Raw genomic sequence first — 26,306 nt, 5'->3', positions numbered from 1 at the left:
CTTATTCATCACCCTTGACGGTGGTCGCAATCGCCAATTCACCCAGTTGGGCCGGGTTGGCGAAGCTGGGGGCGTCTGTCATCAGACAGGCGGCCGCGGTGGTTTTCGGGAAGGCAATCACGTCCCGAATGTTGTCGGTACCGGTCAGCAGCATGCTGAGACGGTCCAGGCCAAAGGCCAGACCGGCGTGGGGCGGAGTACCGTATTTCAGGGCATCCAGCAGGAAGCCGAACTTCAGGCGCTGTTCGTCCGGGGTAATACCGAGGATGTCGAACACGGTGGCCTGCATTTCGCTGTTGTGGATACGCACGGAGCCGCCACCCACTTCGTAGCCGTTAATGACCATGTCGTAGGCGTTGGCGTAAGCACCCAGCGGATTGGCTTTCAGCTGTTCCGGGCTCAGGTTGCTCGGCGCGGTGAAGGGGTGGTGCATGGCAGCCAGACCGCCTTCGCCATCTTCCTCGAACATCGGGAAGTCGATGACCCACAGGGGCTTCCAGCTGTTCTCCAGCAAGCCCAGATCGCGGCCCACTTTCAGGCGCAGGGCGCCCATGGCGTCGCACACAACTTTCTTGGAGTCGGCGCCGAAGAAGATGATGTCGCCATCGGCCGCGCCGGTACGGGCCAGGATCTCGCGCACGATCTCGTCGGAGAGGAACTTGGCCACCGGGGACTGTACGCCTTCGATGCCATTGGCTGCCTCGTTGACCTTCATCCAGGCCAAGCCCTTGGCACCGTAGATGCCAACGAACTTGGTGTACTCGTCGATCTGCTTGCGAGACAGCTCGGCGCCGCCCGGCACTTTCAGGGCAGCCACGCGGCCTTTCGGATCGTTGGCAGGGCCGACAAACACGGCGAACTCGACGGAGGTCAGCAGATCTGCCACATCAACCAGTTCCATCGGCAGACGCAGATCCGGCTTGTCGGAGCCAAAGCGGCGCATCGCCTCGTCGAAGGTCATGATGGGGAAGTCGCCCAGATCCACGTTCAGGATATGCAACCACAGTTTGCGGATCATCTCTTCCATCACCTCACGCACTTGCGGCGCGGTCATGAAGGAGGTCTCCACGTCGATCTGGGTAAATTCCGGCTGACGGTCGGCACGCAGGTCTTCGTCGCGGAAGCACTTGACGATCTGGTAGTAGCGGTCGAAGCCGGACATCATCAGCAACTGCTTGAACAGCTGCGGGGACTGCGGCAGGGCGTAGAACTTGCCCTTGTGCACACGGCTCGGCACCAGGTAGTCACGGGCCCCTTCCGGGGTGGCCTTGGTCAGCATCGGAGTCTCGATGTCGAGGAAGCCGTGCTCGTCCATGAAGCGGCGCACGAAGGCACTGGCCTTGGCACGGGTCTTCAGGTACTTGGCCATCTCGGGGCGACGCAAGTCCAGGTAGCGGTACTTGAGGCTGATCTCTTCGCTGTTGACCTGGTTGAAGTCAAGGGGCAGCGGCTCGGCGCGGTTGATGATGGTCAGCTCGTGGGCGAACACCTCGATGGCACCGGTGGCCATGTCGCTGTTGCGCTGGGACTCCGGACGGGTGCGCACCACGCCGGTCACCTGGATGCAGAACTCGCCACGCAGCTCGGAGGCCAGAGCGAACGCTTCCGGCTTGTCCGGATCGAAGAACACCTGCACGATCCCTTCGCGATCGCGCATGTCGATAAAGATCAGACCGCCGAGATCACGACGACGGTGGACCCAACCGCACAATGTAATGGTCTGCCCTTCATGGGCCTCATTGACCTGTCCGCAATAGATAGAGCGCATGGACTTCTTCCTTCGAAATTGTAGAGAGACGGTTAACCTTGGGCCGCCGGGCACGACTGGCAAGCACCGTCTGTCTCACAGCTGGCCAGATTCTTTTTCTTACCCGGTTTGAAATCAGTCTCGTACCATCCGGTTCCCTTGAGCCGGAAGCCTGCCGCCGATATCAGCTTGACCAGATTCGGCTTGCTACAGGCCGGGCAGTCGGTCAGGGGGGCATCGGAAAGCTTTTGCAGTTTTGCCAATTCATGGCCACAGACGTCGCAACGATATTCGTAGATAGGCATGGGTCACAAGAAATTGAAAAACAAAAGGGCTGGCATTATAGAGGAAAACCCCCATTTGGGTAAAATGGCCAGCAACCCCCTTTGCCCAGTTTTTTTGCCTCCGATGCCTAAATTCGGCCAAAAAAACGTCGCACCTTCTCCATGAGCGGAGCAAACAACCTGCATGAGCCTCTATCTGGGCCTGCCGCAATGGTCCCACCCCGCCTGGCCGGGGCAACTGCTTGGCCTGGGAGCCAAACCCGCCGAGCACCTCGCCCACTACGCCAGCGTGTTCGACTCGGTGGAAGGAAACACCACCTTCTACGCCCTGCCAACACCCGAGACGGTGCGACGCTGGGCCGATGCGGTACCAGCCCGTTTTCGCTTCAACTTCAAGTTTCCGCAAACCATCAGCCACCAGAGCGATCTGGTGAGCACGGACAAGCAGGTAGCGGACTTTATCGCGCTGCTCGCCCCGCTGCACGACAAGCTGGGGCAGCTCACCCTGCAGCTGCCCGCCCGCTTTGGCCCCGAAGGTCTGCCCCGCCTGCAGGCCTTTTTCAACCGGTTGCCGGGCGAATTTAGTTATGCCCTTGAGGTACGCCATCCCGATTTCTTCGCCAAGGGCGAGGCCGAACGCGCCCTGAACAGGATGTTGATGGAGAAGGGCATCAACCGCATCATGCTGGACAGCCGACCGCTCTTCTCGGTACCGGCCACCACAGCTGCCATGATCGATGCCCAAGGCAAGAAACCCAGGCTGCCAGTGCATCTGCTGGCCACCGCCCAAGCCCCCGTGGTGCGCCTTATCGGCCTGCCGGATCCGGCGGCCAATCACCCCTTCTTGCCGGGCTGGCTCCCCCACTGGCAGCGGTGGCTCGCCGAGGGCAAGGATCTTTACCTGTTCATCCACACAGCCGACAACGCCAGAGCCCCGGAGCTTGCTCGCCAGATCAGCCATCTGCTTGGTCAGGAGATGGCCTCCTGGCCGGGGGAAAACGATCGCGCGCGCCAGGGAGTGCTGCCCTTTTGAGCGCCATCGGCTGACGCGTAAAAAAAGCCGTATTTTTCTGGTCTGGCGGGGCCTGGCGCCAAGACAAATGGCCTGCAATCCTCTACACTAGCGCCCCAAGCGAGGGGCCCGAATGTTTCGCATTGCAATCCGTTGCAACCGACGATGGGGCTCCGGTTCAAGGGTCCGGAACATGACCCGTACGAACAGGGCCGGTCCAGGGAGCTCATGACCCGTCACCCGTTCGTAAAGCAGGTGATATATCAACTCTGATGGCTATCACTCAACGACTCAATTGAACAATGCCGTCGGTTTATTCAACGACGGTCAGGTTGCGCCAGCATGCATACCAAAGATCAAATTTTTGCCGCCCCCATCGCCCGACTGGGGGATTTCTGTTTTGACGAGCAGGTCGTCGACGTCTTTCCCGACATGATCCAGCGATCGGTGCCGGGTTACAGCAACATCATCTCCGCCATCGGCATGATGGCCGCCCGCTACGCCCAGCCCGAGAGCCGACTCTACGATCTCGGCTGCTCCCTCGGGGCCGCCACCCAGGCGATGCGCCGCCATGTCAATCAACCGGGTTGTCGCATCACTGCGGTCGATCTCTCCCACCCCATGATCGAGCGGGCCCGTGCCCACCTCTCCGGCTTCAAATCCGAGGTGCCGGTGGAGCTGGTGGAGGCAGACATCTGCGACATCGAGATTGAGAACGCCTCCGTGGTGGTGCTCAACTTCACCCTGCAGTTCGTCGCGCCCGAGAAACGGGCCGCCCTCATCCAGCGCATTCACGACGGCCTGCGCCCGGGCGGCATCCTGATCCTCAGCGAGAAGTTTCGTTTCGAGGACGAACCGGTCAACGAGCTGCTCATCGACCTGCACCTCGACTTCAAGCGGGCCAACGGCTACAGCGAGCTCGAGATCAGCCAGAAGCGCACCGCCCTTGAGAACGTGATGCGCACCGACAGCCTGCCGGTACATCAGGCCCGCCTGCGGGAGGCCGGCTTCGTCCATCAGGATCTCTGGTTCCAGTGCTTCAACTTCGGCTCCATGATCGCCATCAAATCGAGCGAGCCTGCCCAACCATGATCGACTTTGCCAACTTCTATCAGCTGATCGCCAAGAACCGCCTTAGCCACTGGCTGCATACCCTGCCCGCCCAGCTACACGCCTGGCAACATGACAACCAGCACGGGGATCTGCCGCGCTGGAACCGTGCCCTCAACAAGCTGCCGCTGGTGGCTCCCGGCCACGTCGAGCTGACCAGCCGGGTCGAAATCGGCTCGGCCGAGAGCCTGGGGGAAGGCGAGCGCAAGAAGGTGGAGAGCCTGCTGCGCCACTTCATGCCTTGGCGCAAAGGGCCCTTCACCGTGCACGGCATCCACATCGACACCGAATGGCGTTCCGACTGGAAGTGGGATCGAGTGCTGCCCCACATCAGCCCGCTGGTGGGACGTTACGTGCTGGATGTCGGCTGCGGCAGCGGCTATCACCTCTGGCGCATGGTGGGTGAAGGGGCCAAGCTGGCGGTCGGCATCGATCCGAGCCCACTGTTCCTCTGCCAGTTCGAGGCCATTCGCCACTTCGCAGGCAATGACCAGCGTGCCCACCTGCTGCCCCTTGGCATCCAGGAGCTGCCGGAGCTGCGTGCCTTCGATACCGTCTTCTCCATGGGGGTGCTCTATCACCGCAAATCCCCCATCGAGCACATCGAGCAGCTGCGCAACCAGCTCAAAGACGATGGCGAGCTGGTGCTGGAGACCCTGGTGATCAACGGCGGCGTCAATGACGTGCTGATGCCCACCGACCGCTACGGCAAGATGCGCAACGTCTGGTTCATCCCGTCCAGCGCGGCGCTCAAGCTCTGGGTTGAACGCTGCGGTTTTACCGATGTGCGGATCGTCGACGAGAATATGACCAGCACCGACGAACAGCGTCGTACCGACTGGATGATTAATGAATCCCTGAGTGATTATCTGGATCCGGACAATCCGGCGCTCACGGTAGAAGGACACCCGGCTCCCAAGCGGGCCGTACTGATTGCGCGCAAGGCCAAAGACTAGCCGATGGCTGCTGTGGACGTTACACTGACCAAATTCCAGGAAGCACAGTTAAATGAATGACATGAAAAGCAAATTAAAAGGAATGACCCTGCTCTCCCTGCTTAGTCTCGGCGGGTGTGTCAATATGGAAAAACCTCCCCAGGTCCCCGCTCTGACCCTGGCCGAGCTGCGTAGCGAGCTCAGCCAGAGTGAACAGCGCCTGCAAACAGCCATGGAACAGCAGCAGAAGCAGTATGCCCAGCAACAGCATCTGCTGGTTCAGCTCAACACCGATGTCACCAAGATGAAAGAGTCCGTCAAGCACGTAGATCACAAGCTCGCGAGCCTCCCGACCGAACCGCCCAAACCCCTGCCAATTCCGGCGGCAAAATGCCCCGCCCCGGATCAGGGCCACACCATAGATGGCAAACTGCTGGTGGGTGAAGCGGAGTGGATCTGGGTCGATGCCGCCAACGACGCCTTCCAGGCCCGGGTCGATACCGGCGCCACCACCTCCTCCATCAGTGCCCAGGAGATCACCATCTTCGAGCGCAACGGCAAGAATTGGGTGCGCTTCTTCCTGAGCCATCAGGAGATGGACGACAAGATCCAGATTGAAGCACCGCTGGTGCGTCACGTGCGGGTGCGTCAGGCCTCCGCTGACGATCTGGACCGTCGCCCCGTGGTTCGTCTGGCGGTGCGTATCGGCGATATGACCGAGAAAGCCGAGTTTACCCTGAAAGACCGCAGCGACATGACCTTCCCCGTGCTGCTGGGTCGTGAGTTCCTCAAGGATATCGCCGTGGTCGACGTGGCCCGCGAATATATCCAGCCCAAACCCAAGCTCAAGGATGTGAAATAATCCATGGTTTCTCGCAAGCCGTTCTATTTGCTGGTTGCCCTGCTGTACATTGTCGGCCTGGGGATGACCCTCTATCACCACATTGCTCTGGACGTGCCCCTGACGCCGGGTGAAAAGCGCCAGATTTGGTCCATTGAGGCCAAACTGGAGTTCGATGCCACCGGTGAGCCGGTGATCGCTTCCCTGGCTATTCCTGGCACCCAGCCCGGTTTCACCCTGATGAACGAGAATGCCGCGAGCCCGGGCTACGGTCTTTCGTTTGTTGAAAAAGATGGCGATGCCCGTGCCGAGTGGTCAATTCGCACTGCTTCCGGCCGTCAGGAGCTCTACTACCGCGTCGACATGATGGCGGATGCTCACGCCAAGCCGGCCGCCAACCCGCAGCCGCCCGCCATTGAGAAGCAGATCGAGAGCGAGCCCTATGCCACCGCGATGAAGCAGATCCTGGAACGTGCCCAGGAGCGCTCCGCCGACGGCTATACCCTGACTCGCGAGATCATCAAGGAGATCGAGAAGCAGGAACAGAACGCCGAGCTGCTGAAAAAGAACAAGTCTCGTGCCAACCTGATCGCCGAGCTGCTCAACAACGCCGACATTCCGGCCCGTGTGGTCCATGCCCTCAATCTGGAAGACGGCCGCCGTCGTCAGGAGCTGGTGGATTACCTGCAAGTCTTCAATAGTCCGACCGACTACAAGCTGTTCAACCCGCAGACCGGTGAACAAGGCCGCCCGGCCAACCTGCTGCTGTGGGAGTACAACTCGGGCGCCCTGCTGGACGTGACCGGCGGTCACAACTCCCGCGTCACCTTCTCGATGATCGAGCAGGAGCAACCGGTGAGCGTGGCGCTGGCCCAGAAGTTCGAAAAATCCGAGATGTTGAACTTCTCCATCCACAGCCTGCCGCTGGAAGAGCAAGCACTGTTCAAAGGCCTGCTGCTCATTCCTATCGGCGTGCTGATGGTGGTGTTCCTGCGGGTACTGGTAGGGATCAAGACTTCGGGCACCTTCATGCCGGTGCTGATCGCGGTCGCCTTCATCCAGACCTCGCTGGTGACCGGTCTGGTTGGTTTCCTGCTTATCGTGGGCACCGGCCTTATCATCCGGTCTTACCTCTCAAGGCTCAACCTGCTGCTGGTAGCTAGGATATCGGCGATCATCATCATGGTGATCTCGATGATCGGCATCTTCTCCGCATTCGCCTTCAAGCTGGGGCTGACCGACGGCATGAAGATCACCTTCTTCCCGATGATCATCCTCTCCTGGACCATAGAGCGGATGTCCATCCTGTGGGAAGAAGAGGGTCCGAAAGAGGTGTTCCGCCAGGGCGGCGGTTCCCTGCTGGTGGCCGTCATCGCCTACCTGGCCATGGATAACGAACTGATCCGTCACCTCACCTTCAACTTCCTCGGTCTGCAACTGGTGCTGATGGCGACCGTGCTGCTGATGGGTAACTACACCGGTTACAAGCTGAGCGAGCTCAAGCGCTTCAAGCCGCTGGTGGACGAGATGAAGTCTGGCGCCACGCCGGGTAAGGACAAGTAACAGATGTGGTTCTGGGAAAAGTACACCACCCCGTGGAGCCTGTCTCAGTCAGGCATCCTCGGCATGAACAAGCGCAACCACTCCTACATCAGCCGCTACAACCCGCGCCGTCTCTACCCGCTGGTGGATGACAAGCTGCAGACCAAGCGCATCGCGCTGGATGCAGGCGTGACGGTGCCGGATCTCATCGGCACCATCCGCGAGCAGCACGGGGTGGGACAGATCACCGAGCTGGTGAAAGAGTGGCCAGGCTTCTGTATCAAGCCGGCCCGGGGTTCCGGCGGCAAGGGGATCCTGGTGATCCTGCGTCAGGAAGATGGCCTCTTCTACAAACCCAACGGCAGTGCCTGTAATGGCCAGGATCTGGAGCGCCATGTCTCCAACATCCTGGCGGGGCTCTACTCTCTGGGGGGCAAGCCGGACGTGGCGCTGGTGGAAGGGCTCATCAACTTCGATGACGTATTCGACGGCTACTCGTTTGAAGGGGTGCCCGATTCGCGGGTGATCATCTTCAAGGGCTTCCCGGTGATGGCCATGATGCGCCTCTCCACTTCTGCCTCCGACGGCAAGGCGAACCTGCACCAGGGCGCCGTGGGGGTGGGACTGTGCCTGCGTACCGGTCGCGCCCTGCGGGCGGTGCAGTTTGGCTCACCCATCCGCCACCATCCGGATACGGGACTCGACCTCTACGATCTCAGGGTGCCCCACTGGGATACCCTGCTGACCCTGGCCGCCTCCTGCTACGAGATGTCGGGGCTCGGCTATATCGGGACCGATATGGTGCTGGACAAGTTCCGCGGCCCCATGTTGCTGGAACTCAACGCCCGTCCGGGCCTTGCCATCCAGATTGCCAATGGCCGCGGCCTGGTGCCCAACCTCAAGACCATTGAGAAGCTGGGCCAGGTCAAGATGAACGTGGAGCAGCGGGTCAACTTCGCCAAGGATCACTTCGGGATCTTCGACGAATAATCCGGTTGCCACCCGATGCCAAAAGCGCGCCCATGGCGCGCTTTTTTATACCTGCCCTACAAGCTGTTACTGCATCCACCATCCAAATAACAGGCATAAAAAAACCGGCGCCTTGGCACCGGTTTTTTACTTCGCATCAACCCATTACAGGGCGTCGGCGTTCTCGGACAGGTATTTGGCTACGCCATCCGGAGAGGCCTGCATGCCTTTCTTACCCTTTTCCCACTGAGCCGGGCACACTTCGCCGTGCTCTTCGTGGAATTGCAGGGCGTCGACCATGCGCAGCATTTCGTCGATGTTGCGACCCAGCGGCAGATCGTTCACCACCTGATGACGAACCACGCCGTTCTTGTCGATCAGGAAGGAGCCACGGAAGGCAACACCGGCTTCCGGATGCTCGACGTCATACGCCTTGCAGATCTCGTGCTTCACGTCGGCGATCAGCGGGTACTTGACCTGGCCGATGCCGCCATCTTCCACCTTGGTGTTGCGCCAGGCGTTGTGGGAGAACTGGGAATCGATGGAAACACCGATCACTTCCACGCCACGCTTCTGGAACTCTTCATAGCGATGATCGAAGGCGATCAGCTCGGACGGGCAGACGAAAGTGAAGTCGAGGGGATAAAAGAAGACAACGGCGGCTTTGCCTTTGATGTGGGATGACAGGTTGAAAGAATCAACGATTTCGCCATTACCCAGAACGGCTGCGGCAGTAAAATCGGGTGCGGGACGGCCTACCAATACCATATTCAATTCCTCTTTTGTGAAGTGAACAATCCGCTCAGGATTGGGCCACCTTGGGCCTGGTCCATCTAATTCAAGCGACAAACTATAGGCCCGGTGGTAGATTAGTCAAATCAAATTAAATAGATAGCATTAATCGGGTTTTTCTATGCAACGTTGGCCCAGCCTCAAACAGCTGCAATATCTGGTTGCTCTCGACGAGCACAAAAACTTCAACCGCGCCGCCAAGGCTTGTCATGTCAGCCAGTCGACCCTGAGTACCGGGATCCAGACCCTGGAGGACATGATGAACCTGCAACTGGTGGAACGGGACCACAAGAGCTTCATTATGACCCCGGTCGGCATGGAAATCGTCGAGCGGGCTCGCAATTTGCTCTCCGACGCGCGGGATCTGATGGAGCTCGGTCAACATCAGGGGGGAGTCATGCAGGGGACAGTCCGCCTCGGCTGCATCCCGACCATTGCCCCCTTCCTGCTCAGCAAGCTGCTGAAAGTGTGCAGCAAGACCTATCCTGACCTCGAATTGTTGCTGCGTGAAGACACCACCAGCAACCTGCTCAAGCAGCTGGAGCAGGGTCAGCTCGATCTGCTGATCCTGGCGCTGCCCATCGAGATCGGCGGCTTTCACTGCAAGACCGTCGGTCAGGATCCCTTTCACATGGTGATGCCTGCCAGCATGGCGGCCGGCCTGCACACCCCGTTCGACTACAAGGAGCTGCCCAACCAGAGCATCTTCCTGCTGGAGCGGGAACACTGCCTCACCGAACATGCGGTCAGCGCCTGTCGCCTGCGGGACAAAAGCAAGATCAACCCGTTCGCCGCCACCAGCCTGCACACCCTGGTGCAGATGGTAGAGGCGGGCCTGGGCACCACCTTCCTGCCCCAGATGGCCATAGATGCCGGCATTCTCGACAACTCGGATCTGGTGGCCATCCCGCTGCCCGGCGAAAAATCCTACCGCGAGATAGGCCTGGTGTGGCGTCCCAGCACCACCCGGGTGCAGACCTTCTACAAGCTGGCGGAGCTGCTCACGCCGCTGATCAGCCCGGCCAAATAAGCTCAAACGCCAGCCCTCCGGCTGGCGTTTTTTTTTACGCAGCCACGCATTTTTGCCATTTGAGACTAGGTCTTGGGCCAGATCCCTGTTTATGATGGAAAAGTTGTCGTGCCGGTCATCTTCTGACGCCGGTGTCCAAGCCTGATCTGTAGAGAGAGCACCGATGTATCGTTTCTTGCTGCTATCCATACTGACCCTGCTGCTGGCTGGCTGCTCCAGTACTCCCGAACCCACGCCACCCGCCCCTCGCCAGAGCAGTGCCTTCGACGGCTTCTACCAGCAGTGGCGCGGCGTACCCTATCGCATGGGGGGCTCGACCCGGGCCGGCCTCGACTGCTCCGCCTTCACGCAGCTCGCCTACCAGCAGGTAATGGGGTTTTCCCTGCCCAGAACCACAGAATCCCAGGCCACCCTCGGCACACCGGTCGAACGTTATCGGCTGCAACACGGGGATCTGGTCTTCTTCAAGACCGGCTGGCGCCAGTACCACGTCGGGGTCTACACGGGATCGGGGGAGTTTATCCACGCATCCACCAGCAAGGGGGTGATCCGCTCCCGTCTCGACAATGTCTACTGGAACAGCCGCTACTGGCAGGCTCGCCGCCTGACCCAATAAGGCACCAGGCCCACTTCCCTGTCCTTTCATCTTCTCGTGAAGAGTCATGGACCATTGCTTATAACCCAATTGAACCCAAAACCTGCGTTTCTGCTCATTTTGTGATAAAGTGGTGACCCTTTTTCAGGCATAGCCCTGTTGCGCCGGGTTTCTCTTCGTATGAAAACAATGCCCCAGACAGGCAAACGCAACAGCTGTGGTGTGGCAGGAGCGGCCACGCAGCGTCAGCGCGGGACGAGCGACTGGCCACACAACACGGGTTTCAATCGTCAATTTGATAAGGAGATCGTGCAATGAAGCAATATCAAAGCTGGTTGGGACAATACCTGATGAGCCGTCGTGACGGTGACCATGCCATGGCTTCCGAGCTGGCCAGCTCCATCTGCGAGTTCTGGCAGCAGCAAGGGGATGAGGCCGAGCTGGACAAGTGGCAGCAGATCTACCAGCACCATCTGGAAAGAACCACTTAATCATCCGATTCCTTGCCTTGCAGCATCCGAGCTGCAAGGCTTTCTTTTGTTTACCCTTTCCGGCTCCCCTCTTCATCTCCGTTTTGCTGCCAATCGCGGCAACCTGATGTCGATGTCATCCCTGTGCCATCAGTTCGCACCAGACGACAGAAACCACGGTTCTAGCCCTTGCATAGCCAACGCATACAACCATGAAACTCTCTTTCGCCTCTCCTGCGGCATGTCGCCTCAACGGTTCAACTACCCAAGCACGATTGAAATGAGCGGTACGCCGCCACATCCCCCCACTTCCGCCTTGCCCCTGCCCCTCCCCTTTGTTAGAGTCGCGCGCCGCGCGGCCACCGCGCCCATAACGACAACGCGTGCCCAGAGCGCCAGCAACGAGCGAGAACAATCCATGCGTGAGCGCATCAGACAAGAGTGGTTTGGCAACGTCAGGGGGGATCTGCTGTCGGGCACGGTCGTGGCCCTGGCCCTGATCCCGGAGGCCATCGCCTTCTCCATCATCGCCGGCGTCGACCCCAAGGTGGGGCTCTACGCCTCCTTCTGCATCGCCGTCATCATCGCCTTCACCGGCGGCCGCCCAGCCATGATCTCCGCCGCCACCGGCGCCATGGCCCTGCTGATGGTGACCCTGGTGCGCGAACACGGCCTGCAATACCTGATGGCCGCCACCCTGCTCACCGGCCTGCTGCAGATCCTGGCCGGCTACCTGCGACTCGGCGCCCTGATGCGCTTCGTCTCGCGCTCGGTGGTAACCGGCTTTGTCAACGCTCTGGCCATCCTCATCTTCATGGCCCAGTTGCCGGAGCTGACCAACGTCAGCTGGCAGGTCTACGCCATGACCGCAGCCGGGCTTGGCATCATCTACCTGTTCCCGCGCCTGCCGCGCATCGGCACTTTGCTCCCCTCGCCGCTGCTGTGCATCGTGCTGCTCACCGCGGTGAGCGTCGGCCTCGGCCTCGAGGTGCGCACGGTCGGCGACATGGGCGCCCTGCCGGATACCCTGCCGGTCTTCATGTGGCCCGACGTGCCCCTCAATCTCGAGACCCTGACCATCATCTTCCCCTACTCCGCCGCCCTGGCCGTGGTGGGACTGCTCGAATCCCTGATGACCGCCGCCATCGTCGATGACATGACCGGCACCCGCAGCGATCGCCACCGCGAGTGCAAGGGCCAGGGGCTGGCCAACATCGCCGCCGGCCTGATGGGCGGCATGGCGGGTTGCGCCATGATTGGCCAGTCGGTCATCAACGTGAAATCCGGTGGCCGCGGCCGCCTCTCCACCCTGGTGGCGGGGGCTCTGCTCATCGTCATGGTGGTATTCCTGGATGAGTGGATCCGCCAGGTCCCCATGGCGGCCCTGGTGGCGGTAATGATCATGGTATCCATCGGCACCTTCTCCTGGGGATCCTTGCTGCGCATGCACAAGACGCCGCTGGCCACCAACCTGGTGATGCTGAGCACGGTGGCCGTGGTGGTGGTGACCCACAACCTGGCCCTCGGGGTACTGACCGGCGTACTGCTGGCCTGCCTCTTCTTCGCTCACAAGGTGGCGCGTACCCTGCTGGTACACAGCGACAGCGAGCGTCACGGCGCCACCCGCACCTACCGGGTGCACGGCCAGGTCTTCTTCGCCAGCACCGAGCAGTTCTGCGCCGGTTTTGACACCGGCGAATCCCTCGAGCGGGTGGTGATCGATTTAAGTGACGCCCATTTCTGGGATCTCAGCGCCGCCGAAGCCCTGGCCAAAGTACACCGCCGCTTCGAGGCGGCCGGTACAGAGGTGCAGCTGACGGGGGTTAGCGACGCCAGCGCTGCCCTGCTCGGTCGCTTCGCCCCGGCGACCTGACCGCGCGCCTCTTCAGGCGCCACACGCCCATAAAAAAGGCCAGCCCCATGGGGCTGGCCTTTTGCATCTGTACAGACTTACATCTGGTCGATCATGTCCTGAGCAAACTGGGAGCAGGAGCGCAGGGTAGCACCTTCCATCAGACGCTCGAAGTCATAGGTGACGGTCTTGTTGGCGATGGCCGCTTCCATCCCCTTGACGATGAGGTCAGCTGCCTCGGTCCAGCCCAAGTGGCGCAGCATCATCTCGGCAGAGAGGATCAGCGAGCCCGGGTTGACCTTGTCCTGACCGGCGTACTTCGGCGCGGTGCCGTGGGTTGCTTCGAACAGGGCCACACCGTCGCCGATGTTGGCGCCCGGGGCAATACCGATGCCGCCGACCTGGGCCGCCAGGGCGTCGGAGATGTAGTCACCGTTGAGGTTCATACAGGCGATGACGTCATACTCGGCCGGACGCAGCAGGATCTGCTGCAGGAAGGCATCGGCGATGACGTCCTTGACGACGATGGTCTTGCCGGTCTTGGGGTTCTTGAAGGAGCACCAGGGGCCGCCGTCGATGAGCTGGGCGTCGTACTCTTTCTGGGCCAGGGCGTAGCCCCAATCCTTGAAGGCACCTTCGGTGAACTTCATGATGTTGCCCTTGTGCACCAAGGTCACGGAGTCGCGATCGTTGTCGATAGCGTACTCGATGGCGGCGCGCACCAGACGCTCGGTACCGGCCTTGGACATGGGCTTGATGCCGATGCCGCAGGTCTCGGGGAAGCGAATTTTCTTCACGCCCATCTCGTTTTGCAGGAAGGAAATCACCTTCTTGGCTTCATCGCTGTCGGCCTTCCACTCGATGCCGGCATAGATGTCTTCGGCGTTCTCGCGGAAGATCACCATGTCGGTCAGATCAGGACGCTTGACCGGGCTCGGGGTGCCCTCGTAGTAACGGACCGGGCGCAGGCAGACGTAGAGATCCAGCTCCTGGCGCAGGGCCACGTTGAGGGAGCGAATACCGCCGCCGACCGGGGTGGTCAGGGGGCCCTTGATGGCCACGCAGTATTCACGAATGAAATCCAGGGTTTCGGCCGGCAGCCAGGCACCTTCGCCATAGACATGAGTCGATTTCTCGCCGGTATAGATCTCCATCCAGGCGATCTTGCGCTCGCCTTTGTAGGCTTTCTCGACCGCGGCATTCACCACATTCAACATGGCCGGGGTCACGTCCACGCCGATACCATCCCCTTCGATAAACGGAATGATGGGATTGTGGGGAACCTGCAGCTTGCCGTTGGCATCGACTGTGATTTTCTGGCCCTGGGTCGGGATAACTACTTTGCTTTCCATCGGCATCTCCTAACTTCCGTTTGTTATCAATCTGATCGTTGCGCGCGGCCATCTTAGCCCATTCATTTTCATAATAAAATGGCGATCACCCATGTCAGACCAAAGAGGTAGCCCCCGGGCGATCCGGGTCACAATCCCGCCCCGGCCGCGGCTCTGGCGCCAGTCGCTATCCTTCGGCCTCGCAGGCCAATGTCTGGGGTTGGCTCAGGGCGCGGTATTGGGACGGCGTCAATCCCGTCTTCTGCTTGAACACCCGGCAGAAGTAATTTACATCGGTGTAACCACAACGGCTGGCTACCTCCTCCAAGCGGAAGCGGTACTTTTTCAGCATGAATTTGGCCCGGTCGATGCGCACCCAGCTGATGTAATCGGCCAGGCGCATATGGCCCTGCTCACGAAACAGGTGGGAAAGATGGCTGGCGGAGACATTGAAGCGGTGAGCGATGGAGTCGCGGGTAATGGGGCGGTGAAAATTTTCCTGGATATAGATGCAGATGCCGTGAAACAGATCCGCCCCCCGCGGCCTGTCAACGGCGGACTCTGCCAGCAACTGACGCGTACTGGTGAGCAGCGCCTGCAGCAGCAGATCGTCAGTAGGCGCACGACCGGGATCCTCGGCCAGCACATTGAGCGCTCCCAGAATATGCTCCGTCACATGACCCGCCCGGGCCATGATGCTGTGTTTTTGCACGTCGAAAAAATCGGGCTCTTCCCGGCGTTTGCTCACCAGGCTGAACCCTATCTGGCGCTTGCCAAACAGCAGGCTCAATACGGAGCAGTCGGTGGTCCAGAGCGGCTTGTTCCAGCCGTTGGGAGGGATATAGAGCGCCTGCCCGGGCTGCACACCAATCTCCTTGCTGCCAGCCTCCCTGTCCCACACCTGGTTAAGGTACTCGCCGCTGAACACCAGCTCGAGGCGGGGAAAGTTGACCTGATAGCTGAAGCTTGGGGGCAGACCCTGTTCACTGGCGAACCAGATTTGGTCGAACGGAACCTGTTCACCGAGGGCACCATCAAGCAACTGGCTGAAAATGAGTGACATGCTGATCCTGATCAAGAGAGAGGCAAGCGGTTGCGGCGCACGCAATGGCCCATGTTATAGTCCGGCTCGGACTATCAATGCCACCCTTTTCTTCACCCGCTCCTCTTCATCTTAAAACGAGGCATTCTTATGAGCAGTAGCGTCTTGCCCTCCTTTCTGTTGATGCAAAACCCGATTCAAGGCTACGACTGGGGCAGTCATGACTCCCTCACCACCCTGTTCGGGATCCCCAATCCGGAGGGCAAACCCCAGGCCGAGCTGTGGATGGGGGCACACCCCAACGGCTGCTCCGAGATCACCTGCGGCGATCAGGTACAAAAGCTCTCCACCCTGATCGAGAGTGCCCCGGCCGCCGTGCTGGGTGAGGCAACCCTCGCTCGCTTTGGCAGCCTGCCGTTCCTGTTCAAGGTGCTGTGCGCCGAGAAGGCTCTCTCCATCCAGGTGCACCCGAGCAAGGCGCAGGCTGAAGCCGGTTTTGCCAGGGAAGAGGCCGCCGGTATCTCGCCCAAGGCAGCCAATCGCAACTACAAGGATCCCAACCACAAGCCCGAGCTGGTGTTTGCCCTCACCCCGTATCAGGCGATGAACGGCTTTCGATCCATTCCCGCCATCCTGGCGCTGTTCGAGCGGGTCAAGCTGGCGGCTATCGCCGATCTGACCGGGGCCCTTGCCGCCGCTCACGCAGCCAATCAGGGCGAAGCCGGGTTGCAACAATTCTTCCAGCAGTTGTTGATGCTGGAAGGGGTACGCAAAGAGGCGGCGCTGATCGATCTGCTGGCCTACGCCAATGAACATCAGGATGAAGAGACCTTTGCCCTCATTACCTCCCTCGCCGCCCAGTACCCGGGGGATGTGGGGCTCTTCTCGCCGCTCTTGCTGAACGTGGTAACCCTGCAGCCCGGTCAGGCGATGTTCCTTGATGCCTGCACCCCCCACGCCTATGTGCGCGGTACCGGCCTTGAGATCATGGCCAACTCCGACAACGTGCTGCGCGCCGGCCTCACCCCCAAATACATAGATGTAGCCGAGCTCCTGGATTGCACCCACTGCCTGCCCAAGCCGGATGACCAGATCCTGCTGGCCCCCCGCCGCGAGGGTGCGGTACAGCACTTCGAGGTGCCGGTACCGGACTTTACCTTCAGCGTCTATCCGGCGGGTGAGCATCAGCTCACCACCGCCAGCGCCGAGATCCTGTTTGCCATCGACGGCCCCGTCATCCTCAAGCGCGGTGATGACACCCTGCGTCTCGAGAAGGGACAATCCGCCTTTATCCCCGCCGCCACCGGCAGTTATCAACTGCTGGCCGAAGGCCGGGTCGCCCGCGCAGGCAACCGCTACTAAGGCGCGAACCGGCGAGTTAAAGAGCCGATACACGCACAAGGGCCATCATGGATGGCCCTTGCTGTTGTTCTCTGCGTTACTGTTCACCTGACTTAACTGATTCGCCCTCGCCCCATCAACCGCACAGGAAGGGTCGTCTTTTAACCCATGTTTAGATACTGGCGGGACTATTTTCTGGATCAACCAGCAGTTATTAACTGTCAGCGTCTTGAGCCGGGATATCGCCGTTTCTGCCAAGCGGCATCTAATGATGACCCTATCCATGGCTGCGACCTAAAAGAATACGTTAGTTAATAACAGACAGTTCCCGTTAATCCATACTTTTCCTGCCGCGTCTTTATAAGATCCGGCTCACGCTCTCGACTTCAACGTATCGACAGCATGCGACATTTAATTATTTCCAATCAGAATAAAACCTCATCCAATATAACGCTCATAAAAACTCATGATTTAATAAACCCATCTATTAAAAATCAAGATATAACAATGCGTTATGTCGGGAAACAATATGAATACCAATATAAAAATTCCGCACAAAAGGAAGGAGTATATAGCTGCACAATGCAATTGCATGAAAAAATCCTCTCTATCCATTTGTCGCATTAAAACCAATATTTGTAGTTATTGTGATAATAATTACTAGATGCGATAATCAAAGACATAGATTACACCTTTATTTGTTTTAAATAGAGTGTGATCCTACTCGCAACCAAATACTATCTGACTCCTATACCCTGCATCTGAAAAAGTTTTCAGCCCCCCTATTTTCCATCACACACCAATCACAATATAACGGAGTTTATTATGAAACAGGCTCCTCTCCTGCTCGCTTGTGCGACCCTAGCCGGGTTGATGGTCATTGCCGGATGCAAGGAGGACACGCAAGATCCTGTCAGCCCTCCCGAATTGGGTGTCACCCGCTACGTCAATCCATTAATCGGTACGGGTAATCTCGGCAATACCTATCCTGGCGCAACCACCCCTCACGGCATGATCCAGCTCTCCCCGAATAATGGGGCTGTTGGCTGGGAATATACGTCCGGCTATTACTATCACGACAGACGCATCGCCGGTTTCTCTCATACCCATCTCTCTGGGGCGGGTGCCACCGACTTGAATGATATTCTGGTGATGCCCATCAACTCGCGATCCGATTACAAGATAGAGAAGGGGGGCAATCTCGAAGCATCCCGTTATCGTCACAAGGATCAACAGGCGACGGCGGGCTACTACAAGGTGGATCTGCTCGATTACGGCATCAAGGCCGAATTGACTGCAGGCGATCGCGTCGGTGTCCATCGTTATACCTTTCCTCGCGATGAGAGATCCGAAATAGTGATTAACCTGGGTGTCAGTTTTATCGACGGCACATCAGGAACAGAGATGAAGTGGGACAAGGAGAATAACCGCATCGAAGGCTATCGCTTCTCTTATGGCTGGGCCCCCAGCCAGAAAGAGTTCTTCGTGATGGAGTTCAATCAGCCAATCAAAAACATCCGCTTTGCCTACTACGACAAAGAACGGGATCGCTATATCGACGCGAGGCAAAGCACCACGGAAATGGCCAACGAGGCGATCGACAATTATCAGCCTGTCCGCGCCTATGTGGAATTTGATACCTCGACGACGGGCTTGACCGTTGAGGCCAAGGTGGCCCTCTCCAGCGTCGAAATAGGCAAGGAGGGCAAATCAGGCGCCTCGCTCAACATGACCAAAGTGGCTGGCATGACATTTGATGATGTCCGGCAAGCCGCCACCCGGAAATGGGAAAACGAGCTGGGAAAAATCCGGGTTAGCGGTGATGAAGAGTACAAACAGACCTTCTACACGGCGCTCTATCATGCCTACCTGGGCCAGACTATCTACTCCGATTTGGATGGTCGCTACCGCCAAGTGCATCAGGGAAGCGGCGCAAATCCCGATGGCAACACCCAAGACGGAAAGCTGACCGAGACGCTGAAAGAGTCAGTTCGTACCGCCGATGCCAACAGAGACGGTAAAGCCGACTTTACCCGCTATGACACCTTCTCCCTCTGGGACACCTATCGCGCCGTGCAACCTCTCTCCTCCATCCTGGAACCGGATCGTCTCGCGGATGTCGTCCTCTCCATGCTCTCCTATGCAGAAGAGGAGTGGATCGACGATGAGGGCAACATGCGTAAAGGGCGCTTGCCAGAATGGACTCTCAAAGGCAATGAGACCGGCATGATGATGGGCATGCATTCGACCCCTGTCATCCATGACGTTTTATCCAAGGGCTCCCTTGATAAACGCATGATTGACCTTGGTTTTAATGATGCAGAGCGCCAGCAGATCAAGGAACGCCTCGTGAATGCCATGGTGACCGATGCGCGCGCCTCGACCAGCCAGGGAGTAGCGTGGATCAAGGAGTACGAAGAGCAGGGTTATGTACCGGCCCAGCTTCACGATCAACCCCCCTCTGACCCCTGGGCGGCCCATTCTCCCTTCAAAGACTCCTGGACTGCATCCTATTCGCTGGAGTACTCCATGAACGACTGGGCCATCGCCCAATCCGTCAAGACCGTATTTGGTGAAGACGATCCTCGCTATCAAGAGTTCGCGGATCGCTCGAACAACTGGCAAGCGCAATTTGACTTTGGTGGCCAATACAAAGGCTGGTTCAAGGCCCGCGATTATGCTGGCAACTTTATTGACGCCAACTGGGTAGATCCGAAAACGGGACGGGAAGCCGGCAAAAACTGGCGTCCGGAGATGTTCAACTGGGCATTTACCGAGTCCAACGGCTGGCAATATTCGTTCAGCGTCCAGCACGATATTTCAGGCCTGATCGACCTGATGACCCGCTTCGACCAGAAGCAGGACCCTTCGGCGAAACGTGGCAACTTGTTTGTCAGGCGGCTGGACGAATACTGGACCACCTACCCGGATCGCAACGCCGCGGACAACCAGTTCCCCATCTTCAATACGGGCAATGTGGGTCAGCATGTACAGGGCAACGAGCCGGATATCCACGTGCCCTATCTCTACAACTACGTTGGTCAACCCTGGAAAACCCAGGCCGTCATCGTCGACACAACCAACGTTTGTTACAAAAATACCCCTGACGGTATTTGTGGCAACGATGACTTCGGCACGCTGTCAGCCTGGTTCGTGTTCCGTGCGCTGGGTTTCTTCCCGGTCAATGCATCGTCCGGCATCTACGAGATAGGGACACCCATGTTCGAAACGGCGTCCATCGATGTGGGCAATGGCAAGAGATTCACAGTCAAGGCGCAAAATGTCAGCCGCGACAATATCTTTATCCAGTCGGCACGACTCAATGGCAGTGAATTCACGCGCACCTACCTGACCCATGACGACATCATGAATGGCGGTGAGCTTGAATTTGTGATGGGAGATACCCCCAACAAGGAGTGGGGAGCTCAACCCGAAGATCTGCCACCGGCGCAAGGCATCGGCACCTTCCTGCACGAAAGCGATATGCCCGAAGGATCCCGTTGATCCGGTTTTAAGGGGGGAAGAATTCCCCCCTTCTGGCGATAAATCGCTTTCATATCATATTTGGGGAGGGCCAATCTGATGGCCCTTCCCATGTCGCACGCGCACAAAACAGTTATCGTCGGTTCATTTCTTGATACACCGCAACTCTTTATGATTTCGCGCTTTAACCCATTGTGTCATTGGGTATGATTCCCGTCTGGCTATCACGCATTTTTGCCATATCCATGGGCCTCGCTCGTCCGTTACCTGCGCACGTTCAGGAAGAACATCATGAAACGCTATTCCGGGTTATCACTTTTACTCTTGGCACTATCGAGTGGCCCAGGTTACGCCGCCTGTGACAATGCAGCCGCGGTCAAGCTGGCCAAGGCTTTTTGGAGTGAACACAGGGACTTCTATTACGCAGAACCGGCAAAGGTGAAAGCGCTGCTGACACCGGCATTTTTTGCCGTGCTGAGCGAGGAAGCCAAGTGTAATGGCGAAGGGGAAGTGTGCGCCATCGATGCCGATCCCTGGATCAGTGCGCAAGATGGCGAGGTCACCGGGCCCATCACTTTCCGCCTGGCTGGCCAGCAGGATGGCATCGTCTCGGTCAGCATGGATTACCACTTTATGCTCTCGGAGACCCGGCAAGAGCCAAGAGCCGTCACCTTTCAATTTAAAACTGCCGGCGATCGCCGCTGTTTTCTGTTGGATGATTTTATCAGCCCGGGCGAGGGTTCACTGAAACAGCGCCTGCAGCAGTGGCAGACACAAAACGGTGCCGGGCCGCAATAATTAACCCCCACGGCCCGCTGGGCGGTGGGGGTTGGGTTATTCTGGCGATCCTTTCGCTATGTCAGAAAAACGGACTGCGACCATCAGAGCGGGCTAATACTCGGCCTCTTCAGAGTGAGGCTCAGAGGAGCGGATGCGCTCCAGTTCATCGACCCGGGCTTGCCACTTGTCGTGGGCCTGTTTCAGACCCTGCAGCTCCAGCTCCTGACGCATGGTGTCGATCTCTTGGTCTAGTTTTTCCATCAGAATGTCTCCTTCATTCATAGAGTTACACACTGGCTGACGGCACTTGGCCAACCTGCTCTCCCCTATTCTGACATCCGGAATCGCGCAACTGCCCAACGAAATAAACGATTGATTGTAGCGAAACCAATCTAAAATTTTGTTTTACTTTCCACATGAGCCCCACTTAGCTCACTCATGGCTACTGCCGATTTCTGTCTATCCGCTCACATTTCGCTCACGCCTTGGCCATCACACAATTCTCCATCCCGTGTTTTTATCCCAATTGAATCATTGCTCAGCAGTTGGTTCCCCATCTATAGAATCTGCCTTCAACCATCTGTTTTTAAATGCAATTAATTAAAATGAATGAACATTAACCGGCGCAATAAAAGTGCGAGCAGGGTCACAGGGCGGGGCATGGCGCACAAAAATCCAGTGAACGGCACATTTGTCCGATTTCGGCAGGCCGGCAAGGGGAGAACAATATTCGGGACAACTGACCCCACCTCATGACGCTCGGGAAGAGCAAGGAGAGTGAAATGTTACCCACCATGACTAATGACGGACTCATCTGCCTGGCATTACGGGCAACCAGCAAGGAGGCCCTGTTTGACGAGATGGCCGAGTTGCTGGTGCGCGATGGCGCCGTGTCGGATCGGCAACAATTTATCAGCGATCTCTGGGCCCGGGAGCAGCTTGACTGCACAGGCTTCGAGCAGGGTGTGGCCCTGCCCCATGCCAAGAGCGGCGCAGTGCGCCGTCCGGCCATTGCCATCGGGATCAGCCAGCAGGGGATCGAATACGGCTCCGAAGATGGCCAGCCCGCCCAGCTGTTTTTCATGATCGCCTCCCCCGAGGGCGGGGCCAACCACCATATCGAGGTGTTGGCCGAGCTCTCAACCCGCCTGCTGGCGCCGGGTTTTATCGAGCAGATGAAGGCAGCCACCAAAGTCGATGAGGTGCTGTCGCTGCTCTCGGCAGGATCCTGCGCGGCGCAACCCGCCAAGGCGGCCCTCCCCACCGAAGAAGAAGAACCTGCCAGGGAGCGTGGCTTCAAGGAGCGGCTCGCGACCCTGAAACAGCATCTGCTGTTTGGTACCTCCCACATGATCCCCTTTATCGTGGCGGGGGGCGTGCTGCTGTCGCTCTCCGTGATGATGAGCGGTAAAGGGGCCGTGCCAGAGACAGGTTTTCTCAAGGACATGGCGACCATGGGGATCGCCGGACTCACTCTCTTTACTGCCGTGCTCGGTGGCTATATCGCCTATTCGCTGGCCGACAAACCGGGCCTGGCCCCCGGCATGATCGGCTCCTGGGTGGCGGTACAGCACTATCAGACCGGTTTTCTTGGGGCCATTCTGGTGGGCTTTATCGCCGGCTTTGTGGTCAACCAGCTCAAGCGGATAAAGCTGCCTGACTCCATGAGTTCCCTCGGCTCCATCTTTATCTATCCGCTGATCGGCACCTTCCTGGTGTGCGGCATCGTCATGTGGGTAATTGGTGCACCGATTGCCGCCATGATGGAATCGATGAACCAGTGGCTCTCCGGCATGGCGGGCTCCGGCAAGGTGATGCTGGGCACCATTTTGGGGGGCATGACCGCCTTTGACATGGGCGGCCCGGTCAACAAGGTAGCGACCCTGTTCGCCCAGACCCAGGTCGATACCCAGCCCTGGCTGATGGGCGGCGTCGGCATCGCCATCTGCGTGCCGCCACTCGGCATGGCATTGGCCACCCTGATGTCCCCGAAAAGATACAAGAAAGAGGAGCGTGAATCGGGCAAGGCAGCGGCCATCATGGGAATGATCGGCATCAGCGAGGGGGCCATTCCGTTCGCCGCCGCCGATCCGGTGCGGGTCATTCCGGCCATCGTCGCGGGGGGCATAGTCGGCAACGTCACCGGCTTCATGATGAACAGCATCAACCATGCCCCCTGGGGGGGCTGGATCGTACTGCCGGTAGTCGAGGGTAAGATAGGCTATATCGTCGGAACCCTGCTCGGTGCCCTGACCACCGCCATCATAGTCAACCTGCTGAAAAAGCCGGTGACCGAGGAGGAAGAGGAAACGAGCACAGCAGATGACTACCAGGCCATCGAGGCGGAAGGAGAAGCGGACGTACTCGCCATCACCGCCTGCCCCTCCGGCGTGGCCCACACCTTCCTCGCTGCCAAGAGCCTGCAGAAGGCAGCCGCCAGGGCGGGGATCAAGCTCAAGGTGGAGACCCAGGGCGCCAACGGCATCATCAACCGCATCACCGCCAAAGATGTGGCCAACGCCCGCTGCGTCATCCTGGCCCACGACGTGGCCATCAAGTACCGCGAGCGCTTCAAGGATATCGAGGTGATCGACACCAAGATCCGGGAGGCGATCCACGACCCGGACGGGCTGCTGGCCCGCACCCGGGCAAGCACGGGGCAAGATGCGGCCTAATCCGCCGTGACATGCTTTGCCACCAGCAGCAGGGGCCCATTACGGGCCCCTGCTCTGTTAGCAGCGACCAACTTTTCATCATCTCATATGGCAAACCACTGATTTAAAACACATTAACTACCCTTCCCCCAAATCCCGGCGCGCCGTCACAAATCCGCTTCGTGTAAAAAAACAGCAATTGAATCGCTAGTCAGATCTCATGTCAAATGGCTCCGCCTACTAAACTGGAGCATCACAAAAATGATAAAAATCAATAAATTGGTTCTGGCTATCACCCTCACCCTCGGTGCCGCACCCGGCTTTGCCGCCGGCTTTGTCTGCGGCGATCACGTGCGCTTCGGCACCCCGGCCGGCTCGGATCAGGAGTTGTGCCGTCAGGGATACGCAGCGGGCTACAACTACGACTACAAGGTAGCGAACTGGGTCTCCTACCGGATGACGGTCGAGAGCGCTCAGGGCAAGGTCAAACGCAAGGATGCCTTTGCCGAAGACAAGGAGGTGCCGGTCGCCTTTCGCGCCACCCTGGCTGACTACAAGCGTTCCGGCTATGACCGTGGCCACCAGGCTCCGGCAGCCGACATGGCCGCCACCGAGGTGACCATGAAGCAGAGCTTCCTGTTGACCAACATGACGCCGCAACTGCCGGCCCTGAACCAGAAGGCGTGGCGCATTCTGGAAGAGAAGGTGCGTCACTGGGCCATCGCGCGCGAGGATGTGCAGGTGATCACCGGCCCCGTCTTCACCCACTCGGAAGAGTACATCGGCAACGGGGTGATGATCCCGAGCGCCTACTACAAGATAGTGATGGACCCGGCCAGGCTGCAGGCCATCGCCTTCATCATGCCGCAAGAGGATATCCCCACCAGCCAGATCGCCAACTACCGTGTCTCGGTGCGTGAGGTGGAAGAGCAGACCCAGCTCGACTTCTTCAGCGACATGCCCTACGAGCAGCAGGAGACGCTGGAGGCCAGGGTCTCCCCCATGTGGAACTGATTGCTGCCGATGCGCTCACGCAGGCCATGCCATCTGGCTGGCCTGCACTCCCGCCCTTCCCGGGGGCGGTTTCAATCCCCGGCCTTGCCGGCCTGTCTCACAGTTTGCTCTCCCCTTTCCTGTTATATTTCTCACTTTGCTTTTAATGCCAAGGTTTATTGATAACCCGATGAATTATCACGCATTTATAAGCAGCACACGGCATCTGATAGCAAATATGGCGCCTGATGGCGCCCACACAGAGGAATCACAGATGAAACAGACCCTGATTGCCCTGACGTTAGGCGGCTTGCTGGCCCTCTCCCCCCTCCCCCTGCTTGCGGCCGACAGTACGATGCAGATGGAGAGCGATCTCAATACCCTGGTCAGCAAACGCCAGGCGGTGGACATGCTGCTCGGCGAGGCGCTGCAGATCTACAAGTCCCCGGCCAAGATCTCCCACGCCGGCTTTACCGCCAAGATGCCGAGCAACATGGAGCTGGTGACCGAGCGGCTGCTGGCCGCCTACCAGCTGGAGCCCTATCGCACCGATCTGCTGATCTCGGCGGCCAATGCCCAGATTTACAACGGCAACCTGACCCGGGCCATCGCCCTGTTCGAACAGGCCCAAGCGGTGGCGCCCGATGATCTCGACATCAACTCCTATCTCGCCATCTGGCAACTGGTGAAGGGCAACAAGGAGGCATCGCGCACCTATCTGGCCAAGGTGGCCGATCGCAACGGCGGACGCGCCGCCGATCTGGAGGAAATCATCGCCCGGGTACAGCGGGTGACCACCACGCCGCTGCAGACCAAACTGACGGACGATCAGATCAAGGCGGCCAAAGAGGGCAAACGGGCCATCGTCACCCTGGGCTATGCCCTGAATCCGGACGGCAGCATGGACAAGATCCTGCTGGGCCGCTTGCAGACCACCCTGGAGCTGGCCAAGGCGGATCCGGATGCCCTCATCATCCTGACCGGCGGGGTGCCGCAGAATCGTCAGACCGAGGGCAAGCTGATGGCCGACTGGCTGGTGAAGCACGGCATCGACCGCAGCCGCCTCATTGAGGAGAACTACGCCACCAGCACGGTGGACAACGCCCTCTACAGCGCCTATGCCCTGGCCCGTCACCAGATTGACCAAGCCGTGCTGGTCAGCTCGGCGAGCCATGTGCGCCGTGGCCAGACCCTGCTCGAGATCGCCTGCGATCAGATTGGCCCGGCCGGGATCAAGGTGGTGAGTGTCAGCTACCCGGACAAGCCCCTCAAGGAGCTGGCCACCCCGAGCGAAAACGAGCTGCTTGGCATCTACCGCGACGCCCTGCGTACCTACGGCATGTGGAGCTACCGCTCCGCCCCCCTGCTGGAGCGCTGATCCCCCGGCTTCAAGCCGACCCCTCCATGATAGACAATAAAACCCGCCCCTTTGGCGGGTTTTATTATTGCCAAAAAGGGCTCTCTTTTTGCCGCTATCGCTCATTGAACCATCTCTTGTCTGAT

The 26,306-nt window shown here is 58.8% G+C and carries 22 protein-coding genes; 16 read left to right on the top strand and 6 right to left on the bottom strand.

Annotated features, from left to right (window positions below; all coding sequences use genetic code 11):
• Nucleotide 1: 1 nt before the first annotated feature.
• Nucleotides 2-1,768, bottom strand: a complete 1,767-nt coding sequence (gene aspS / locus ACB028_RS06785) for an aspartate--tRNA ligase (RefSeq protein WP_371143834.1) — start codon at nucleotides 1,766-1,768, stop codon at nucleotides 2-4.
• 32 nt (nucleotides 1,769-1,800) lie between these two features.
• The gene (locus ACB028_RS06780) at nucleotides 1,801-2,052 is read right to left on the bottom strand and encodes an FmdB family zinc ribbon protein (protein WP_005337686.1); all 252 of its coding nucleotides are present in this window, start codon (nucleotides 2,050-2,052) and stop codon (nucleotides 1,801-1,803) included.
• A 163-nt stretch (nucleotides 2,053-2,215) separates the two neighbouring features.
• Here ACB028_RS06780 and ACB028_RS06775 point away from each other — a divergent pair, with 163 nt between their 5' ends.
• The 6 genes from ACB028_RS06775 to ACB028_RS06750 all read left to right on the top strand — a co-directional run bounded on the left by ACB028_RS06775 (nucleotide 2,216) and on the right by ACB028_RS06750 (nucleotide 8,461).
• Entirely contained in the window at nucleotides 2,216-3,064 is an 849-nt protein-coding gene (locus ACB028_RS06775; protein ID WP_371143833.1) for a DUF72 domain-containing protein, read from the top strand.
• Between the two features lie 321 nt (nucleotides 3,065-3,385).
• Entirely contained in the window at nucleotides 3,386-4,135 is a 750-nt protein-coding gene (gene cmoA / locus ACB028_RS06770; protein WP_371143832.1) for a carboxy-S-adenosyl-L-methionine synthase CmoA, read from the top strand.
• On the top strand, nucleotides 4,132-5,109 hold the full coding sequence (gene cmoB, locus ACB028_RS06765) for a tRNA 5-methoxyuridine(34)/uridine 5-oxyacetic acid(34) synthase CmoB (RefSeq protein ID WP_371143831.1): 978 nt from the start codon (nucleotides 4,132-4,134) through the stop codon (nucleotides 5,107-5,109). Before cmoA ends, cmoB begins: the two co-directional genes overlap by 4 nt.
• Before the next feature lie 82 nt (nucleotides 5,110-5,191).
• Nucleotides 5,192-5,950: an ATP-dependent zinc protease gene (locus tag ACB028_RS06760; RefSeq protein WP_026457187.1), complete on the top strand. Its 759-nt coding sequence runs from the start codon at nucleotides 5,192-5,194 to the stop codon at nucleotides 5,948-5,950.
• A gap of 3 nt (nucleotides 5,951-5,953) precedes the next feature.
• The gene (locus tag ACB028_RS06755; RefSeq protein ID WP_042028561.1) at nucleotides 5,954-7,492 is read left to right on the top strand and encodes an inactive transglutaminase family protein; all 1,539 of its coding nucleotides are present in this window, start codon (nucleotides 5,954-5,956) and stop codon (nucleotides 7,490-7,492) included.
• A gap of 3 nt (nucleotides 7,493-7,495) precedes the next feature.
• Nucleotides 7,496-8,461 (top strand): alpha-L-glutamate ligase-like protein, encoded by a 966-nt coding sequence (locus ACB028_RS06750; protein ID WP_124240150.1) that lies wholly within the window; start codon nucleotides 7,496-7,498, stop codon nucleotides 8,459-8,461.
• A gap of 144 nt (nucleotides 8,462-8,605) precedes the next feature.
• Here the strand turns inward: ACB028_RS06750 and ACB028_RS06745 are convergent, their stop codons facing one another.
• Complete coding sequence (locus ACB028_RS06745) at nucleotides 8,606-9,208, bottom strand: peroxiredoxin C (RefSeq protein ID WP_026457190.1); 603 nt, start codon at nucleotides 9,206-9,208, stop codon at nucleotides 8,606-8,608.
• 145 nt (nucleotides 9,209-9,353) lie between these two features.
• Between ACB028_RS06745 and ACB028_RS06740 the strand changes: the two genes are divergently transcribed.
• From ACB028_RS06740 to ACB028_RS06725, 4 genes are all read left to right on the top strand, one after another.
• Entirely contained in the window at nucleotides 9,354-10,262 is a 909-nt protein-coding gene (locus ACB028_RS06740) for a hydrogen peroxide-inducible genes activator (RefSeq protein ID WP_042028560.1), read from the top strand.
• A gap of 163 nt (nucleotides 10,263-10,425) precedes the next feature.
• A complete protein-coding gene (locus tag ACB028_RS06735; protein ID WP_371143830.1) occupies nucleotides 10,426-10,878 on the top strand; it encodes a C40 family peptidase in 453 nt (150 codons plus the stop codon).
• A gap of 293 nt (nucleotides 10,879-11,171) precedes the next feature.
• Nucleotides 11,172-11,348: a hypothetical protein gene (locus ACB028_RS06730; RefSeq protein ID WP_124240153.1), complete on the top strand. Its 177-nt coding sequence runs from the start codon at nucleotides 11,172-11,174 to the stop codon at nucleotides 11,346-11,348.
• Between the two features lie 397 nt (nucleotides 11,349-11,745).
• On the top strand, nucleotides 11,746-13,200 hold the full coding sequence (locus ACB028_RS06725; RefSeq protein ID WP_371143829.1) for a SulP family inorganic anion transporter: 1,455 nt from the start codon (nucleotides 11,746-11,748) through the stop codon (nucleotides 13,198-13,200).
• Nucleotides 13,201-13,277: 77 nt separating this feature from the next.
• On the opposite strand, the gene icd is transcribed toward ACB028_RS06725, so the two are convergent.
• Nucleotides 13,278-14,531 carry an NADP-dependent isocitrate dehydrogenase gene (gene icd / locus ACB028_RS06720; protein ID WP_026458529.1) on the bottom strand — a complete coding sequence of 418 codons (1,254 nt, stop codon included), beginning with the start codon at nucleotides 14,529-14,531 and terminating at the stop codon, nucleotides 13,278-13,280.
• A 166-nt stretch (nucleotides 14,532-14,697) separates the two neighbouring features.
• Nucleotides 14,698-15,573 (bottom strand): AraC family transcriptional regulator, encoded by an 876-nt coding sequence (locus tag ACB028_RS06715; protein ID WP_042028557.1) that lies wholly within the window; start codon nucleotides 15,571-15,573, stop codon nucleotides 14,698-14,700.
• A gap of 129 nt (nucleotides 15,574-15,702) precedes the next feature.
• Between ACB028_RS06715 and manA the strand changes: the two genes are divergently transcribed.
• From manA to ACB028_RS06700, 3 genes are all read left to right on the top strand, one after another.
• Nucleotides 15,703-16,914: a mannose-6-phosphate isomerase, class I gene (gene manA / locus ACB028_RS06710; RefSeq protein WP_371143828.1), complete on the top strand. Its 1,212-nt coding sequence runs from the start codon at nucleotides 15,703-15,705 to the stop codon at nucleotides 16,912-16,914.
• Nucleotides 16,915-17,718: 804 nt separating this feature from the next.
• The gene (locus ACB028_RS06705; protein ID WP_371143827.1) at nucleotides 17,719-20,397 is read left to right on the top strand and encodes a GH92 family glycosyl hydrolase; all 2,679 of its coding nucleotides are present in this window, start codon (nucleotides 17,719-17,721) and stop codon (nucleotides 20,395-20,397) included.
• 270 nt (nucleotides 20,398-20,667) lie between these two features.
• Nucleotides 20,668-21,174: a hypothetical protein gene (locus ACB028_RS06700; protein WP_371143826.1), complete on the top strand. Its 507-nt coding sequence runs from the start codon at nucleotides 20,668-20,670 to the stop codon at nucleotides 21,172-21,174.
• A gap of 93 nt (nucleotides 21,175-21,267) precedes the next feature.
• Here the strand turns inward: ACB028_RS06700 and ACB028_RS06695 are convergent, their stop codons facing one another.
• Nucleotides 21,268-21,417, bottom strand: coding sequence for a hypothetical protein (locus tag ACB028_RS06695; RefSeq protein WP_167335316.1), 150 nt, complete (start codon nucleotides 21,415-21,417; stop codon nucleotides 21,268-21,270).
• A gap of 521 nt (nucleotides 21,418-21,938) precedes the next feature.
• Between ACB028_RS06695 and ACB028_RS06690 the strand changes: the two genes are divergently transcribed.
• The 3 genes from ACB028_RS06690 to ACB028_RS06680 all read left to right on the top strand — a co-directional run bounded on the left by ACB028_RS06690 (nucleotide 21,939) and on the right by ACB028_RS06680 (nucleotide 26,181).
• Nucleotides 21,939-23,831 (top strand): PTS fructose transporter subunit EIIC, encoded by a 1,893-nt coding sequence (locus ACB028_RS06690; RefSeq protein ID WP_371143825.1) that lies wholly within the window; start codon nucleotides 21,939-21,941, stop codon nucleotides 23,829-23,831.
• A 240-nt stretch (nucleotides 23,832-24,071) separates the two neighbouring features.
• The gene (locus ACB028_RS06685) at nucleotides 24,072-24,824 is read left to right on the top strand and encodes a DNA/RNA non-specific endonuclease (RefSeq protein WP_354688290.1); all 753 of its coding nucleotides are present in this window, start codon (nucleotides 24,072-24,074) and stop codon (nucleotides 24,822-24,824) included.
• A 253-nt stretch (nucleotides 24,825-25,077) separates the two neighbouring features.
• Complete coding sequence (locus tag ACB028_RS06680; protein ID WP_354688291.1) at nucleotides 25,078-26,181, top strand: ElyC/SanA/YdcF family protein; 1,104 nt, start codon at nucleotides 25,078-25,080, stop codon at nucleotides 26,179-26,181.
• Nucleotides 26,182-26,306 lie beyond the last annotated feature (125 nt).

Source organism: Aeromonas sp. S9(2024), from assembly GCF_041403185.1.
GTDB classification, from domain to species: Bacteria; Pseudomonadota; Gammaproteobacteria; order Enterobacterales; family Aeromonadaceae; genus Aeromonas; species Aeromonas enteropelogenes.
This window is presented reverse-complemented; position numbering and strand designations above follow the sequence as displayed.

Bases quoted from the DNA above. Each gene is read 5' to 3' on its own strand.
- aspS (WP_371143834.1), bottom strand. From the start codon at position 1,768: ATGCGCTCTATCTATTGCGGACAGGTCAATGAGGCCCATGAAGGGCAG.
- ACB028_RS06780 (WP_005337686.1), bottom strand. From the start codon at position 2,052: ATGCCTATCTACGAATATCGTTGCGACGTCTGTGGCCATGAATTGGCA.
- ACB028_RS06775 (WP_371143833.1), top strand. From the start codon at position 2,216: ATGAGCCTCTATCTGGGCCTGCCGCAATGGTCCCACCCCGCCTGGCCG.
- cmoA (WP_371143832.1), top strand. From the start codon at position 3,386: ATGCATACCAAAGATCAAATTTTTGCCGCCCCCATCGCCCGACTGGGG.
- cmoB (WP_371143831.1), top strand. From the start codon at position 4,132: ATGATCGACTTTGCCAACTTCTATCAGCTGATCGCCAAGAACCGCCTT.
- ACB028_RS06760 (WP_026457187.1), top strand. From the start codon at position 5,192: ATGACCCTGCTCTCCCTGCTTAGTCTCGGCGGGTGTGTCAATATGGAA.
- ACB028_RS06755 (WP_042028561.1), top strand. From the start codon at position 5,954: ATGGTTTCTCGCAAGCCGTTCTATTTGCTGGTTGCCCTGCTGTACATT.
- ACB028_RS06750 (WP_124240150.1), top strand. From the start codon at position 7,496: ATGTGGTTCTGGGAAAAGTACACCACCCCGTGGAGCCTGTCTCAGTCA.
- ACB028_RS06745 (WP_026457190.1), bottom strand. From the start codon at position 9,208: ATGGTATTGGTAGGCCGTCCCGCACCCGATTTTACTGCCGCAGCCGTT.
- ACB028_RS06740 (WP_042028560.1), top strand. From the start codon at position 9,354: ATGCAACGTTGGCCCAGCCTCAAACAGCTGCAATATCTGGTTGCTCTC.
- ACB028_RS06735 (WP_371143830.1), top strand. From the start codon at position 10,426: ATGTATCGTTTCTTGCTGCTATCCATACTGACCCTGCTGCTGGCTGGC.
- ACB028_RS06730 (WP_124240153.1), top strand. From the start codon at position 11,172: ATGAAGCAATATCAAAGCTGGTTGGGACAATACCTGATGAGCCGTCGT.
- ACB028_RS06725 (WP_371143829.1), top strand. From the start codon at position 11,746: ATGCGTGAGCGCATCAGACAAGAGTGGTTTGGCAACGTCAGGGGGGAT.
- icd (WP_026458529.1), bottom strand. From the start codon at position 14,531: ATGGAAAGCAAAGTAGTTATCCCGACCCAGGGCCAGAAAATCACAGTC.
- ACB028_RS06715 (WP_042028557.1), bottom strand. From the start codon at position 15,573: ATGTCACTCATTTTCAGCCAGTTGCTTGATGGTGCCCTCGGTGAACAG.
- manA (WP_371143828.1), top strand. From the start codon at position 15,703: ATGAGCAGTAGCGTCTTGCCCTCCTTTCTGTTGATGCAAAACCCGATT.
- ACB028_RS06705 (WP_371143827.1), top strand. From the start codon at position 17,719: ATGAAACAGGCTCCTCTCCTGCTCGCTTGTGCGACCCTAGCCGGGTTG.
- ACB028_RS06700 (WP_371143826.1), top strand. From the start codon at position 20,668: ATGAAACGCTATTCCGGGTTATCACTTTTACTCTTGGCACTATCGAGT.
- ACB028_RS06695 (WP_167335316.1), bottom strand. From the start codon at position 21,417: ATGGAAAAACTAGACCAAGAGATCGACACCATGCGTCAGGAGCTGGAG.
- ACB028_RS06690 (WP_371143825.1), top strand. From the start codon at position 21,939: ATGTTACCCACCATGACTAATGACGGACTCATCTGCCTGGCATTACGG.
- ACB028_RS06685 (WP_354688290.1), top strand. From the start codon at position 24,072: ATGATAAAAATCAATAAATTGGTTCTGGCTATCACCCTCACCCTCGGT.
- ACB028_RS06680 (WP_354688291.1), top strand. From the start codon at position 25,078: ATGAAACAGACCCTGATTGCCCTGACGTTAGGCGGCTTGCTGGCCCTC.